15 protein-coding genes and 1 other annotated feature are annotated in these 13,326 nt (G+C 55.7%); of the genes, 5 read left to right on the top strand and 10 right to left on the bottom strand.

Annotated elements, in window-relative coordinates:
- Nucleotides 1–207 precede the first annotated feature (207 nt).
- Both L362_RS01540 and yaaA read left to right on the top strand, forming a co-directional pair.
- Nucleotides 208–1,638, top strand: coding sequence for an alanine/glycine:cation symporter family protein (locus tag L362_RS01540; RefSeq protein ID WP_021240561.1), 1,431 nt, complete (start codon nucleotides 208–210; stop codon nucleotides 1,636–1,638).
- 66 nt (nucleotides 1,639–1,704) lie between these two features.
- The gene (gene yaaA / locus L362_RS01545) at nucleotides 1,705–2,478 is read left to right on the top strand and encodes a peroxide stress protein YaaA (RefSeq protein WP_008502047.1); all 774 of its coding nucleotides are present in this window, start codon (nucleotides 1,705–1,707) and stop codon (nucleotides 2,476–2,478) included.
- Between the two features lie 32 nt (nucleotides 2,479–2,510).
- Here yaaA and L362_RS01550 read toward each other — a convergent pair whose 3' ends face one another.
- The 7 genes from L362_RS01550 to yjjY all read right to left on the bottom strand — a co-directional run bounded on the left by L362_RS01550 (nucleotide 2,511) and on the right by yjjY (nucleotide 9,370).
- Nucleotides 2,511–2,792: a DUF2502 domain-containing protein gene (locus L362_RS01550; protein WP_023345408.1), complete on the bottom strand. Its 282-nt coding sequence runs from the start codon at nucleotides 2,790–2,792 to the stop codon at nucleotides 2,511–2,513.
- Nucleotides 2,793–3,099: 307 nt separating this feature from the next.
- A complete protein-coding gene (gene thrC / locus L362_RS01555) occupies nucleotides 3,100–4,386 on the bottom strand; it encodes a threonine synthase (protein WP_023345407.1) in 1,287 nt (428 codons plus the stop codon).
- A 3-nt stretch (nucleotides 4,387–4,389) separates the two neighbouring features.
- The gene (thrB, locus tag L362_RS01560) at nucleotides 4,390–5,319 is read right to left on the bottom strand and encodes a homoserine kinase (RefSeq protein ID WP_021240567.1); all 930 of its coding nucleotides are present in this window, start codon (nucleotides 5,317–5,319) and stop codon (nucleotides 4,390–4,392) included.
- 1 nt (nucleotide 5,320) lies between these two features.
- On the bottom strand, nucleotides 5,321–7,783 hold the full coding sequence (gene thrA, locus L362_RS01565) for a bifunctional aspartate kinase/homoserine dehydrogenase I (protein ID WP_023345406.1): 2,463 nt from the start codon (nucleotides 7,781–7,783) through the stop codon (nucleotides 5,321–5,323).
- Between the two features lie 24 nt (nucleotides 7,784–7,807).
- Nucleotides 7,808–7,925: a sequence feature (Thr leader region), on the bottom strand.
- The gene (thrL, locus tag L362_RS24265; protein ID WP_015572623.1) at nucleotides 7,864–7,932 is read right to left on the bottom strand and encodes a thr operon leader peptide; all 69 of its coding nucleotides are present in this window, start codon (nucleotides 7,930–7,932) and stop codon (nucleotides 7,864–7,866) included. Its footprint overlaps the feature before it by 62 nt.
- A 211-nt stretch (nucleotides 7,933–8,143) precedes the next feature.
- Nucleotides 8,144–8,830 (bottom strand): tRNA/rRNA methyltransferase, encoded by a 687-nt coding sequence (locus tag L362_RS01570; RefSeq protein WP_023345405.1) that lies wholly within the window; start codon nucleotides 8,828–8,830, stop codon nucleotides 8,144–8,146.
- Between the two features lie 399 nt (nucleotides 8,831–9,229).
- Entirely contained in the window at nucleotides 9,230–9,370 is a 141-nt protein-coding gene (gene yjjY / locus L362_RS24745; RefSeq protein WP_085928893.1) for a YjjY family protein, read from the bottom strand.
- A 95-nt stretch (nucleotides 9,371–9,465) separates the two neighbouring features.
- Here yjjY and arcA point away from each other — a divergent pair, with 95 nt between their 5' ends.
- Nucleotides 9,466–10,182, top strand: coding sequence for a two-component system response regulator ArcA (gene arcA / locus L362_RS01575; protein WP_003856501.1), 717 nt, complete (start codon nucleotides 9,466–9,468; stop codon nucleotides 10,180–10,182).
- 45 nt (nucleotides 10,183–10,227) lie between these two features.
- Here the strand turns inward: arcA and creA are convergent, their stop codons facing one another.
- Nucleotides 10,228–10,701, bottom strand: coding sequence for a protein CreA (gene creA, locus L362_RS01580; protein ID WP_008502054.1), 474 nt, complete (start codon nucleotides 10,699–10,701; stop codon nucleotides 10,228–10,230).
- Between the two features lie 211 nt (nucleotides 10,702–10,912).
- Between creA and robA the strand changes: the two genes are divergently transcribed.
- On the top strand, nucleotides 10,913–11,782 hold the full coding sequence (gene robA, locus L362_RS01585; protein ID WP_008502056.1) for an MDR efflux pump AcrAB transcriptional activator RobA: 870 nt from the start codon (nucleotides 10,913–10,915) through the stop codon (nucleotides 11,780–11,782).
- Here robA and gpmB read toward each other — a convergent pair.
- The gene (gene gpmB / locus L362_RS01590; protein ID WP_008502057.1) at nucleotides 11,779–12,426 is read right to left on the bottom strand and encodes a 2,3-diphosphoglycerate-dependent phosphoglycerate mutase GpmB; all 648 of its coding nucleotides are present in this window, start codon (nucleotides 12,424–12,426) and stop codon (nucleotides 11,779–11,781) included. The genes robA and gpmB overlap by 4 nt on opposite strands.
- Nucleotides 12,427–12,476: 50 nt before the next feature.
- Here gpmB and yjjX point away from each other — a divergent pair, with 50 nt between their 5' ends.
- The gene (gene yjjX, locus L362_RS01595; RefSeq protein ID WP_008502058.1) at nucleotides 12,477–12,992 is read left to right on the top strand and encodes an inosine/xanthosine triphosphatase; all 516 of its coding nucleotides are present in this window, start codon (nucleotides 12,477–12,479) and stop codon (nucleotides 12,990–12,992) included.
- Here yjjX and trpR read toward each other — a convergent pair.
- On the bottom strand, nucleotides 12,989–13,315 hold the full coding sequence (trpR, locus tag L362_RS01600) for a trp operon repressor (RefSeq protein ID WP_021240574.1): 327 nt from the start codon (nucleotides 13,313–13,315) through the stop codon (nucleotides 12,989–12,991). The two genes, yjjX and trpR, sit on opposite strands and share 4 nt — an antisense overlap.
- Nucleotides 13,316–13,326 lie beyond the last annotated feature (11 nt).

Below are 13,326 nucleotides of genomic sequence, written 5' to 3'. Positions count from 1 at the left end.
TGCAGCGGAAAAATGACAGGTTTACTTGTTAGGGGGATGTAACCGGTCTGCCCTGATGATAACACGACGGAGGGGTAGCGCAACCGCAGACAGTGCGCTTAGGCAGAGTATGATAAACTCAGAATATTAACAGGCTGCTAAGCAACAGCATGCCCAATCAGTGGTAGCGCTTACATATTCACGTTGGCATCAACAAGAGGGACGTTAATGCCTGATTTCTTTTTCTTTATTAACGAAGTCCTCTGGGGTTCGATAATGATTTACCTGCTTCTGGGAGCAGGTATTTGGTTTACGCTACGCAGTGGGTTTATCCAGTTTCGCTATATTCGCAAGTTTGGCAGAAGTCTGAAAAACAGCGTCACGCCCCAGCCGGGCGGATTAACGTCGTTTCAGGCGCTCTGCACCAGCCTTGCGGCACGCCTGGGCAGCGGGAATCTGGCGGGGGTAGCACTGGCCATCAGCGCCGGTGGGCCAGGCGCGGTCTTCTGGATGTGGATGACGGCACTTCTCGGTATGGCCACCTCCTTTGCCGAAAGTTCGCTTGCGCAACTCTACAAAGAGAAAGATAAGCGCGGCCAGTTTCGCGGTGGTCCAGCCTGGTACATGGCGCGTGGCCTGGGGATGCGCTGGATGGGCGTCCTGTTCTCGCTTTTTTTACTGCTCGCGTACGGTCTTATTTTTAATACCGTCCAGGCGAACTCGGTCGCCCATGCCATGCGCTATGCCTTCTCCTGCCCCGAGTGGCTCGCGGGTCTCGCTTTAGCTTCGATCGTTCTGCTTACCATTTCATTCGGTCTCAAGGGTATCGCTCGCCTGATGCAGTGGCTGGTACCCATTATGGCGCTGCTCTGGGTTGCCGCGAGCCTGTTCGTCGCCGCACTGCATCTCGACCAGGTGCCGGGCGTGCTTGCCACCATCGTCAAAAGCGCCTTTGGCTGGCGCGAAGTGGCATCCGGCGCGCTGGGCTACACCTTCAGCCAGGCGCTGATGGCGGGTTTTCAGCGGGGCATGTTCTCCAATGAAGCCGGTATGGGGTCAACCCCCAATGCGGCAGCCGCCGCCTCTTCCTGGCCGCCACACCCGGCCGCACAAGGCATTGTGCAGATGATTGGCGTCTTTACCGATACCATTATTATCTGTTCCGCCAGCGCCATGATTTTGCTGCTGGCAGGCCCCGTCCCCCACGCGTCGGGAACCGTCGGGATACAGCTTCTCCAGCAGGCGCTGGTGACCCTGACCGGCGGCTGGGGAGCCGGATTTGTCTCTCTCATCCTGATCTTGTTTGCCTTCAGCTCGATTGTGGTGAATTACCTCTACGCCGAAAATAACCTTATTTTCCTGAAACTCGACTCCCGCGCCGCGATCGGAACCCTGCGTCTGGGGGTTATCCTGATGGTGGTAGCAGGCTCCCTGCTCAGTATGCCGCTGGTCTGGCAGCTGGCCGATATCATTATGGCGCTGATGGCAATCACTAACCTCACGGCGATCCTGCTGCTCTCGCCCGTGGTGACCCTGATTGCCAGAGACTATCTGCGTCAGCGCAAACTCGGCGTTCCGCCGGTCTTTGATCCCGCCCGCTATCCCGATATCAAGGCGCAGCTTGCCCCCGGCACGTGGGATGATTTGCCACGGCAATAACAGCTATCGATCAATTCAGGGCGATTTTTTGCTAAAGTCGCTCTAAATTTCCTGCAAGGACTGGATATGCTGATTCTGATTTCACCTGCAAAAACGCTCGACTACCAGAGCCCGCTCGCCACCGAGCGCTATACCCAGCCTGAACTGCTGGACTACTCGCAACAGCTGATCCGCGAAGCGCGTAAGCTCTCAGCGCCGCAAATCGCCTCACTGATGAGCATCAGCGACAAGCTGGCCGATTTGAACGCGACCCGCTTTCACGAGTGGCACCCGGATTTCACCCCTGCCAACGCTCGCCAGGCGATTCTGGCGTTTAAAGGCGATGTGTACACCGGCCTGCAGGCGGAAGATTTTAGCGAAGCCGATTTCGATTTTGCCCAGCAGCATCTGCGCATGCTGTCGGGCCTGTACGGCGTACTGCGCCCGCTGGATCTGATGCAGCCTTATCGTCTGGAGATGGGGATTCGCCTGGAGAATGCCAAAGGCAAAGATCTGTACCATTTCTGGGGCGATATCATTACCGATAAGCTGAATGCGGCGCTGCGCGCGCAGGGCGATAACGTGGTGATTAACCTGGCATCCGATGAATACTACAAGTCGGTGAAGCCGAAAAAACTGGATGCCGACATCATCAAGCCGGTATTCCTCGACGAGAAAAACGGCAAGTTCAAAGTGATCAGCTTCTACGCCAAGAAAGCGCGCGGTCTGATGAGCCGCTACATCATTCAGAACCGCCTGACGAAGCCGGAGCAGCTAACCGCCTTCAACAGCGAAGGCTATTTCTTTGACGAGGCGTCGTCAGGGAAAGGCGAACTGGTATTTAAGCGCCACGAGCAGTAAAAACAAACCCCGCCGGCTGGCGGGGTTTTGCATTAGTGGTGTTTCCAGTCCGGACCTGGACGATGATCGTCATGATGGTGGTCACGCTCGCGATGCTCATCGTGGGGACGCCAGCGGTTATCGCGCCAGTCATAATGCGCCTTCCACCAGTCATGGTCGCGCCAGCGGCCACCGTCCCAGTAGTGCCCGTTATTATCCCGGTCGCCAATCTGCAGTTTGACCGCAGGTACGAGGGTGATTTCGGATGCCTGAACCGCCATGGGAGCGACCAGCATCAGTGAAAACGCAATCAGCGCAGGTTTCAGTTTTGACATCGGTGACTCCTTATTATCGTTGCCCAACGTGGGCCGATGTAAGGAGAGTACGCGAGGGGAACGGGGGATGTTATTCTCTGCAATCCTAAACGCTAAGTAACCGCATTTATTGGGAATTTCTGCTTTTTCCCTGCTATTTTTCTCCTTAATTTGTTCACAAAAAAGCCGGGTGGCGCTTCGCTTACCCGGACTACGATTTGTTCATCTTGGTAGGCCCGGTAAGGCGAAGCCGCCACCGGGCAACACAATCACGCACGCATCATCATCAGTTGTAGGTCGGGTAAGGCGTAGCCGCACCCGACAAAAATCACGCACGGGTCATCATCAGCTTACGCAGCGCCGCAAAGTCCGCCGGCAGCTCATGGGACAGCAGCGGCAGGTCGGCACGCTCGGCCAGTTCTTTCGGCAGCGGCAGCGTTTCGCCCAGGATCGCTTCCACGCTCTCTTTGAACTTCGCCGGATGTGCGGTCCCCAGGAACAGGCCGTATTCACCCGGGTTAAGCTGGTCGCGCAGCGCGCGGTAAGCAATTGCCGCGTGCGGTTCAGAGGTATACCCCACCGCCTTCAGCTCGCGCATGGTGGATTTGGTGGTCTCATCCGTCACCGCAGCATAGCCCAGGTCACCCAGGCGCCAGATCTTACGGCGGAACAGCTCTTCCACGCGCGGCCAGTTGTTCGGCTGAGAGACATCCATCGCATTGGAGAGGGTCGCCTGCGTGGCGTTCGGCGCCCACTTCCCGTCTTTCAGGAAGCGCGGCACGGTGTCATTGGCGTTGGTGGCGGCGATAAAGCGTTTCACCGGCAGACCCAGGGATTTCGCCAGCAGGCCAGCCGTCAGGTCACCGAAGTTACCGCTCGGCACGGAGATCACCAGCTGGTTACGCGCGTCCTGCGGCAGCTGCGCCACCGCTTCGAAGTAGTAGCAGATCTGCGCCAGCAGACGGCTGATGTTGATGGAGTTGGCGGAGTTCAGACCCAGCGCCACCTTCAGCTCTTCGTCGTCGAAGGCCTGCTTGACCAGCGCCTGGCAGGCATCGAAATCGCCGTCAATTGCCACGGTTTCAATGTTGCCGCCGAGGGTGCAGAACAGTTTCTCCTGCAGCGGGCTGATTTTACCTTTCGGATAGAGGATCACCACGCGGACGTTTTTCAGGCCGTAGAACGCGTGGGCGACCGCCGCGCCGGTATCCCCGGAGGTCGCGGTCAGGATGGTCACCGGCTTGTCGCCACTGATGTGGGTCAGCATCTGCGCCATAAAGCGGCCGCCGAAGTCTTTGAACGCCAGCGTCGGACCGTGGAACAGCTCCAGGCAGCCAACATCAGGCTCAACCTGCTGAACCGGCGCCGGGAACGCGAATGCCGCGCGTACGCGCTCTTCCAGCAGCTCCTGCGGAATTTCATCGCCGATAAACGCGGACAGAATTTTGGTACTGCGGGTGACAAAATCCTGCTTCAGCAGGTCATCAATCTCGGTCAGCTGGAATTCCGGCAGGTCATGAGGGAAAAACAGCCCCTGATTTTTGCCCAGTCCCTGAGTCACCGCCTGCGCGAAGCTGACCTGCTCGTTATGATCTTTAAGGTTGTAGAGTTTCATTAATTATCCCAGTACTCGTGCGCCAGCCGTGTCCAGACGGCAAATATGAACAAAGCCTTCCTGATTTTGCAGGTAGTGTTTAGAGAGCCAGTCCGCCACGCGCTGCGCAGTGTCAGGCTTGTCGCACAGGGCGAACAGCGTCGGGCCGGAGCCGGAGATGCCGCACGCCTGCGCGCCGATATCCATGGACGCCTGTCGGGCCTCGTTAAAGCCGGGCAGCAGCTTCGTGCGGTACGGCTCGGCAATGACGTCCTTCATCAGTTTGGCCGCCAGCTGCGGCTGACGGGTGTAGCAGGCGTGGATAAAGCCCGCCAGATGACGCCCGTGGGCGATACAGTCCTGACGGCGATACTGCGCGGGCAGGATCGCACGCGCTTCCGCGGTTGATACCTTGATACCCGGATAGGCCAGCACCCACAGCCACTCATCAAACCCTGGCACCTGCTGGCTGATGATGCCATTTTCTTCGATCATCAGCTGCATGCCGCCGAGGAAGCATGGCGCGACGTTGTCATAATGAATGCTGCCGGAGATACGCCCTTCCAGCTCGCCCATTAAGGCAAGCAGGCGGTTGTTGTTCAGCGGCTTGCCGCAGTGCTCGTTCATCGCCACCAGCGCGGCGACCACCGAGCAGGCGCTGGAACCCAGCCCGGAGCCAATCGGCATACTTTTTTCCAGCGTCATGGCGACCGGCACGTTTTTACCGATCTCCTGACAGAAACGCTCCCAGCACTGATAGACGATATTCTCGCGTGGCTCAGACGGCAGTTTGCTGGCGAAGCGACCCACGTTATTCAGGCTGAAGCTGTCTGCCGCTTCCACCGTCACCGTATCGCCCAGCAGCGAACCGTCCACCGGCGTCACCGCCGCACCCAGCACGTCAAATCCGACGCTCATATTCGCGCTGGAAGCCGGGGCATAAACTTTGACCATGTTAAACTCCTAACTTCCATGACAGGGTACGCAGCAGATCGGCAAAGACACCCGCCGCCGTAACGTCGTTCCCTGCGCCATAGCCGCGAAGCACCAGCGGCAGTGGCTGATAATAGTGGCTGTAAAACGCGAGGGCGTTTTCGCCGTTTTTGACTTTGTACAGCGGGTCGTTGCCATCCACTTCGGCAATCTTCACCCGGCACACGCCATCTTCTTCAATGTTGCCAACATAGCGCAATACCTTACCTTCATCACGGGCTTTCGCCACGCGGGCGGCAAACGCGTCGTCAAGCTGCGGCAGCCTGGCCATAAAGGCGCTGACGTCACCGCTGCTGTCAAATTCTGCCGGCAGGACCGGCTCAATCACGATATCGGAAAGCTCAAGCTCACGGCCCGTTTCGCGCGCGAGGATCAGCAGCTTGCGCGCCACGTCCATACCGGAAAGGTCGTCACGCGGATCCGGCTCGGTATAGCCCAGCTCGCGCGCGGCGCGGGTGGCCTCCGAGAGGCTCATTCCCTCATCCAGCTTGCCGAAGATAAACGACAGCGAGCCGGAGAGAATGCCGGAGAAACGCTGCAGCTCATCGCCCGCGTTAAGCAGGTTCTGCAGGTTCTCGATAACCGGCAGGCCTGCCCCCACGTTGGTGTCGTAGAGGAACTTGCGGCGCGACTTGCTCGCTGCCAGGCGCAGCTGGTGATAGTAATCCATCGACGAGGTGTTGGCCTTTTTGTTCGGCGTCACCACGTGGAAACCTTCGCGCAGGAAGTCCGCGTACTGGTCGGCCACCGCCTGGTTCGAGGTACAGTCGACGATGACCGGGTTAAGCAGATGATACTCTTTTACCAGACGGATCAGGCGACCCAGGTTGAACGGCTCTTTTGCCTCATTCATCTCGGCCTGCCAGTTTTCCAGGTTCAGGCCGTGGACGTTGGTCAGCAGCGCTCTGGAATTCGCGATCCCGCAGACGCGCAGATCGATGTGTTTCTTCTTAAGCCATTCCTGCTGACGCTTCACCTGCTCCAGCAGCGCGCCGCCGACGCCGCCCACGCCAATCAGGAACAGCTCGATAACCTGATCGGTGTTGAACAGCATCTGGTGAACCACACGAACGCCGGTGGTGGCATCGTCGTTATCCACAACAACAGAAATTGAACGCTCTGACGAGCCCTGGGCAATCGCCACGATATTGATATTGGCGCGCGCCAGCGCGGCAAAGAATTTGGCGGAGATACCGCGCAGGGTGCGCATACCGTCGCCCACCACGGAGATGATCGCCAGACGCTCCTGAATCGCGAGCGGCTCCAGCAATTCTTCTTTCAGCTCCAGATAGAACTCTTCCTCCAGCGCACGGCGGGCACGAAGGCAGTCAGCCTGCGGCACGCAGAAGCTGATGCTGTACTCTGAAGAAGACTGGGTGATCAGCACCACCGAAATACCGTTGCGGGACATGGCCGCAAACACGCGTGCCGCCATGCCGACCATCCCTTTCATCCCCGGACCCGAGACGCTGAACATCGCCATGTTGTTCAGGTTGGAGATGCCTTTCACCGGCAGTCCGTCCTCATCGGTACTCGCGCCAATCAGCGTACCCGGCGCTTGCGGGTTACCGGTGTTTTTAATCAGGCAAGGGATCTGGAACTGGGCAATCGGGGAGATGGTACGCGGGTGAAGTACTTTGGCGCCGAAGTAGGAAAGCTCCATCGCTTCCTGGTACGACATCGACTTCAGCAGCCTGGCGTCCGGTACCTGGCGCGGATCGCAGGTATACACGCCGTCAACATCAGTCCAGATCTCACAACAGTCCGCGCGTAAACAGGCGGCCAGCACGGCGGCGGAGTAGTCGGAACCGTTACGGCCCAGCACCACCAGCTCGCCCTTCTCGTTACCGGCGGTAAAGCCAGCCATCAGGATCATGTGGTCAGCCGGAATTTTGCTGGCGGCGATACGGCGGGTTGATTCGGCAATATCAACGGTGGATTCGAGGTAGTGGCCCACCGCCAGCAGTTTTTCAACGGGATCGATCACGGTCACGCTATGGCCGCGCGCTTCCAGCACGCCGGCCATGATGGCGATAGAGAGTTTTTCACCGCGACAAATCAGCGCTGCATTGATGCTGTCCGGGCACTGACCGAGAAGGCTGATGCCGTGCAGGACATGTTTAATTTGCGCGAATTCCTGCTCAACGAAGGACTTCAGCTGCGCATGCGGGAAGCCAGACAGCGCCTCTGCCAGCCCTTGCAGTAAGTCAGCGAAGATACGCTCTGCGTCGCTGATGTTCGGAAGTGCATCCTGGCCACCGATGGTTTTTTCAATCATCGCCACCAGATGGTTCGTGATTTTTGCCGGGGCAGAGAGCACGGTCGCAACCTGCCCCTGCCTGGCGTTGCTTTCCAGGATATCGGCAACACGCAGAAAACGTTCTGCATTTGCCACTGATGTACCGCCGAACTTCAACACTCGCATGGTTCTACCTCGTTTCCTTTAGCCGAAAAAAAAGCCCGCACTGTTCAGGTGCGGGCTTTTTTCTGTTTTTCCTGTACGCGTCAGCCCGCATCATTACCTGTGGTAATGATGATGGTTGTGGTAATGGTGGTGATGCTGATGCGTTTCATGGATGTTGTGTACTCTGTCATTATTATCTGTCTGTGCTGTATTCTTTTAGGGTTAAAGGATCGGGCCCCTTAAGTCAATGGATTTTTAATTTGATCACATTTCGGAAGACTCTCACGTCCCGCTGCGTACCGCTTTATTTTCATCCAATTCCCCCAAACGCAACCCGTTCAGACAGACTTATTCGCCATAATAAAAACTTATGGCAGTATTTTACTCGGTCAATTTTTTTTCAATATCGTGCAGCAAACGGTGCAACATGGCGGTGTCCCGTTGCTCAAGACGACCAAGACGCTGCTGCAGCCAGTCGGCCATTTTCTGATCGTCCGCGACGCCAAGGCTCGATAACAGCCCCTGCACGCGAGTTCGCAGCGCGGCCAGCTGATTTTCATTTGCCGCTTCTGGCTGAGGTTGAGGGATTTGCATTAGGGAGGCTAATTGATAGCAATAGACCATGACCGCCTGGCCCAAATTCAGGGAAGGATAATCGGCCACCATCGGCACACCGGTAAGAACGTCCGCCAATTCCAGCTCTTCGTTGGTTAATCCGGAATCTTCACGTCCAAATACCAGCGCGGCTTTCTCCAGCCACTGGCTTTTCTCTTCGAGCATGGGTACCAGTTCAGCAGGCGTGGCGTAATAGTGGAACTTCGCCCGGCTGCGCGCGGTAGTTGCAACGGTAAACGAAATGTCATGCAGCGCGTCGGCAAGCGTAGCGTAAGTGGTTATATTATCGAGAATATCTCCCGAACCGTGCGCCACCCACCGGGCGGCTGGCTCCAGATGGGCCGTGCTGTCCACAATACGTAAATCGGTAAAACCCATGGTCTTCATCGCACGCGCCGCTGCGCCTATATTTTCTGCTCTGGCTGGTGCAACCAGTACAATCGACAGATGCATTTATGCTCTCTTTTTAATCAGTTAGCCGGTAAAAATGTGATGCACTTCAACATATTACGCAGCGCGAATTTACAAAATTGCAACACAAATCACCGAAATAGCGTTTCATAACAAATTAAAAACGCTAAACTATTCTGTGTCTGAACAATCAGTTAGAATGTTAACAGAACACTATTATCCCTATGTTTTATAATGATAATAGTGACATGAATACTCTATTCTGATTGGGTTCGCTTCGTTTATAAATCAATGTCCGCAACTAGTTGGTTTATTGAAAAATTGTGACAAAGGCTAGCATTCGGCTACGATGATTTCATCAAACTGTTAACGTGCTACAATTGAACTTGATATATGTCAACGAAGCGTAGTTTTATTGGGTGTCTGGTGTCACTTAGCCTGTTATGTTGCTGTTAAAATGGTTAGGATGACAGCCGTTTTTGACACTGTCGGGTCCAAAGGGAAAGTACCCAAGACCAAGCTAATGATGTTGTTGACGTTGATGGAAAGTGCATCAAGAACGCAATTACGTACTTTAGTCACGTTAAGCCGATCATGTTAATTTGCGACATGCATCAGGCAGGTCAGGGACTTTTGTACTTCCTGTTTCGATTTAGTTGGCAATTTAGGTAGCAAACATGCAGACCCCGCACATTCTTATCGTTGAAGACGAGTTGGTAACACGCAACACGTTAAAGAGCATTTTCGAAGCAGAAGGCTACGATGTCTTTGAAGCGACCGATGGCGCAGAGATGCATCAGATCCTTTCTGAAAATGATATCAACCTGGTGATCATGGATATTAACCTGCCGGGCAAAAACGGTCTTCTTCTGGCGCGCGAACTGCGCGAGCAGGCGAACGTCGCGTTAATGTTCCTGACGGGCCGTGACAACGAAGTTGATAAAATTCTTGGCCTGGAAATCGGTGCGGATGATTACATCACCAAGCCGTTCAACCCTCGCGAGTTAACCATTCGTGCACGCAACCTGCTGTCCCGCACCATGAACCTGGGCACGGTCAGCGAAGAGCGTCGTAGCGTCGATAGCTACAAATTCAACGGCTGGGAACTTGATATCAATAGCCGTTCGCTGATTAGCCCGAACGGCGAGCAGTATAAACTGCCGCGCAGTGAATTCCGTGCGATGCTGCACTTCTGCGAAAACCCGGGCAAGATCCAGTCCCGTGCAGAGCTGCTGAAGAAAATGACCGGCCGTGAGCTGAAGCCGCACGACCGTACCGTAGACGTCACCATCCGTCGTATTCGTAAGCACTTCGAATCTACACCAGATACGCCGGAAATCATCGCCACGATCCACGGCGAAGGGTACCGTTTCTGCGGTGACCTGCAGGAGTAATCCCGCAGTTAACGCAATAAAAAACGGCGCATTTGCGCCGTTTTTTTATTCCCGCCACGGCATAATCGGCACCGCGCTGATCGCGTTTTTCGGTGAACCTTCTACCACTTTATCGGAATAGGCCAGGTAAGCCAGCGTATTGCGTTTGGCATCATAGAAACGCACAACCTGCAGCTTTTTGAACACCAGCGAGGTTCGTTTCTGGAATACCACGTCGCCCTGCGCTTTGCCGTTTTTAATTTTATCGCTCAATTCAACCGGGCCCACCTGCTGACAAGAGATCGCCGCATCGGAGGTGTCTTCAGCCAGCCCCAGACCGCCCTTGATACCGCCCGTTTTCGCACGGCTGACATAGCAGGTGACGTTTTTCACGTCCGGATCGTCAAACGCCTCCACCACGATTTTGTGGTCCGGGCCAAACATTTTGAACACGGTGTCGACAGAACCAATCTGTTCCGCCTGTGCCACGCGCCCGACCATCAACATCAGCGCGGTGAAGAGCAAAGTCTTGTATTTCATATTGTTACCATTCTTTAAAATTACACTGAGCGATTATTCAACACTTTAGACAAAAATGTAGCAAGATCACAGGATTAGAATATATTTGCCCATAATGCCCTACAAAAAGCATGAATGCGCAAAAAAAACACTGAATGCTAAAACATCAAAAAATGCTATTATCCGCTAACCTGTTATCAGGCACCTGCTGTTTTAAGGATGAGGATAGTATATGGATCAGGCTGGAATTATTCGCGACCTGCTCACCTGGCTGGAAGGTCATCTCGACCAGCCTTTGTCACTGGATAATGTGGCGGCTAAAGCAGGCTATTCCAAGTGGCATCTGCAAAGGATGTTCAAGGATGTCACCGGTCATGCTATCGGGGCCTATATTCGCGCACGTCGTTTATCGAAATCTGCTGTGGCTCTGCGCCTGACCGCGCGCCCGATTCTGGATATTGCCCTGCAATATCGTTTCGATTCGCAGCAGACCTTCACCCGCGCCTTTAAAAAACAGTTCTCGTTGACGCCAGCGCTGTATCGTCGCTCGCCTGACTGGAGCTCGTTTGGCATGCGTCCGCCGCTGCGTCTGGGCGAGTTCGCGATGCCGAAGTATGAAATTATTACCCTGCCGGAAACCCATCTGATCGGCACGACGCAGAGCTACTCCTGTTCGCTGGAGCAGATTTCCGAGTTCCGTCATCAGATGCGCGTCCAGTTCTGGCGCGACTTCCTGAGCCACGCACCGGCGATCCCGCCTATTCTGTATGGTCTCAACGAAACGCACCCAAGCCAGGAAAAGGACGACGAGCAGGAGGTGTTCTACACCACCGCGCTGACGCCAGAGATGGCCAATGGCTACATTCAGGGTTCAAAACCTGTCGTGCTGGAAGGCGGTGAATACGTGATGTTCGCCTATGAAGGGCTGGGAACGGGCGTTCAGGAGTTCATCCTGACCGTTTACGGAACCTGCATGCCGATGCTGAATCTGAATCGCCGTAAAGGTCAGGACATTGAGCGCTACTACCCGGCGCAGGATGCCAAACCGGAAGAAGGCCCAATCAATCTGCGCATGGAATTCTTGATTCCGATACGTCGTTAACGCTGCAGTTCGTCAAGCGCAGGGGCATCGAGATGCGAAATGTCCCCTGCCATCTCCACCACCCAACCTGACGCCAGCCACGCGCTCTCCTGATAATCAATTCGGGAAATAGAGCAGTTGCGCAGACGCAAACGGCGCTCAGCGTAAGCCGGTAGTCCCAGAATGGTGCTCACCAGGCATCCCAACGCAATCCCATGACTCACCAGCAGCGGACGGCTTCCCGCCGGGAGCTTCAGGCATTCCGCCAGGGCGGCATGCATACGTACGCTGAGCTCCTGCATGGATTCGCCCTCAGGAATACGGCCATCTTCGGTACCGTTCACCAGCGTGCGACGCCAGCCCTCTTCCGTTTCCGTCAGCGTATCGATATGGCGTTTTTCCAGCACGCCCATATCCAGCTCGCGCAGGCGCGGCTCAAGCATGACGTCACAGCCGCAGGCGTCCGCGATGATGCGCGCCGTCTGCTGTGTGCGACCTAAATCGCTGGTAATGACGTGGGTAATGCCCAGCGTTCTGGCGCGTTCCGCCACCTGCCACGCTTGCTGCACACCCTTCTCAGTGAGAGGACTGTCTGACTGGCCTTGAATACGTCGCTCGGCGTTCCACTGCGTTTCACCGTGGCGAACAAGGTATACCTGTAACATGCTTTTTTTCCGTTATACTGCGATGAGTTTTTTTTGAATCGAGCTTAATTATGCACCATGTTGTCTCTGCTACCACTAATCCTGCCAAAATTCAGGCAATTCTAAGGGCATTTGACGAGATCTTCGGCGCAGGATCCTGCCATATTGAGGCCATCGGCGTCGAGAGTGGCGTTCCTGAACAGCCGTTTGGCAGCGAGGAAACGCGCGCTGGCGCACGAAATCGCGTGGCAAATGCCAGAGCTGCGGCCCCGGATGCGGACTTTTGGGTGGCGATTGAAGCCGGTATCGACGAAGGCGCAACCTTTAGCTGGGTGGTGATCGAAAGCCGCGAGCAGCGCGGCGAGGCGCGTTCGGCCACCCTGCCCCTGCCAGAGATCATTCTGGAAAAAGTGCGTGCGGGTGAAGCGCTCGGGCCGGTGATGTCGCAGTACACCGGCATTGATGAGATTGGCCGTAAAGAAGGAGCGATTGGCGTCTTTACCGCCGGTGCGCTGACGCGTTCAGGCGTTTATCACCAGGCGGTGATCCTGGCGTTAAGCCCGTTTCATAACGCGATCTATCGTTAGGCGTTTTTCAACAACACCGCTTCCAGCCACTGGCGCAGCTCAACGGGCGCCGACTTCAGGCTGTTCGATCCGCGGGTAATCGTCGCGATGCCCGCGCCGAGCTCATTTTTCAGCTCGCGCTGGCTCATCTCGCCGCGCAGCAGCTCTTCAATGATCCGCACGCGCGTGCCCAGCGCCTCACGCTCGTCCGGCGTGAGCATTAGCTGCATCAGGGGTAAATGCAAATCCTGCTCGTAAGACTGGCGAAGCAGCTCCACAAAACGAAGCCACTCCTGATGACGTTGTTCGGCCATTGCCGAGGAATACGGGGAATGCTGGGTCATGTTATGCTGCC

Source organism: Enterobacter sp. MGH 16, from assembly GCF_000493175.1.
Classification (GTDB): domain Bacteria; phylum Pseudomonadota; class Gammaproteobacteria; order Enterobacterales; family Enterobacteriaceae; genus Enterobacter; species Enterobacter roggenkampii.
This window is presented reverse-complemented; position numbering and strand designations above follow the sequence as displayed.

Excerpts from the sequence above, each read along its gene's own strand:
- L362_RS01570 (WP_023345405.1), bottom strand. The coding sequence starts at position 8,830 with ATGCATCTGTCGATTGTACTGGTTGCACCAGCCAGAGCAGAAAATATA.
- thrA (WP_023345406.1), bottom strand. The coding sequence starts at position 7,783 with ATGCGAGTGTTGAAGTTCGGCGGTACATCAGTGGCAAATGCAGAACGT.
- thrC (WP_023345407.1), bottom strand. The coding sequence starts at position 4,386 with ATGAAACTCTACAACCTTAAAGATCATAACGAGCAGGTCAGCTTCGCG.
- L362_RS01540 (WP_021240561.1), top strand. The coding sequence starts at position 208 with ATGCCTGATTTCTTTTTCTTTATTAACGAAGTCCTCTGGGGTTCGATA.
- trpR (WP_021240574.1), bottom strand. The coding sequence starts at position 13,315 with ATGACCCAGCATTCCCCGTATTCCTCGGCAATGGCCGAACAACGTCAT.
- yaaA (WP_008502047.1), top strand. The coding sequence starts at position 1,705 with ATGCTGATTCTGATTTCACCTGCAAAAACGCTCGACTACCAGAGCCCG.
- yjjX (WP_008502058.1), top strand. The coding sequence starts at position 12,477 with ATGCACCATGTTGTCTCTGCTACCACTAATCCTGCCAAAATTCAGGCA.
- gpmB (WP_008502057.1), bottom strand. The coding sequence starts at position 12,426 with ATGTTACAGGTATACCTTGTTCGCCACGGTGAAACGCAGTGGAACGCC.
- robA (WP_008502056.1), top strand. The coding sequence starts at position 10,913 with ATGGATCAGGCTGGAATTATTCGCGACCTGCTCACCTGGCTGGAAGGT.
- creA (WP_008502054.1), bottom strand. The coding sequence starts at position 10,701 with ATGAAATACAAGACTTTGCTCTTCACCGCGCTGATGTTGATGGTCGGG.
- L362_RS01550 (WP_023345408.1), bottom strand. The coding sequence starts at position 2,792 with ATGTCAAAACTGAAACCTGCGCTGATTGCGTTTTCACTGATGCTGGTC.
- thrB (WP_021240567.1), bottom strand. The coding sequence starts at position 5,319 with ATGGTCAAAGTTTATGCCCCGGCTTCCAGCGCGAATATGAGCGTCGGA.
- arcA (WP_003856501.1), top strand. The coding sequence starts at position 9,466 with ATGCAGACCCCGCACATTCTTATCGTTGAAGACGAGTTGGTAACACGC.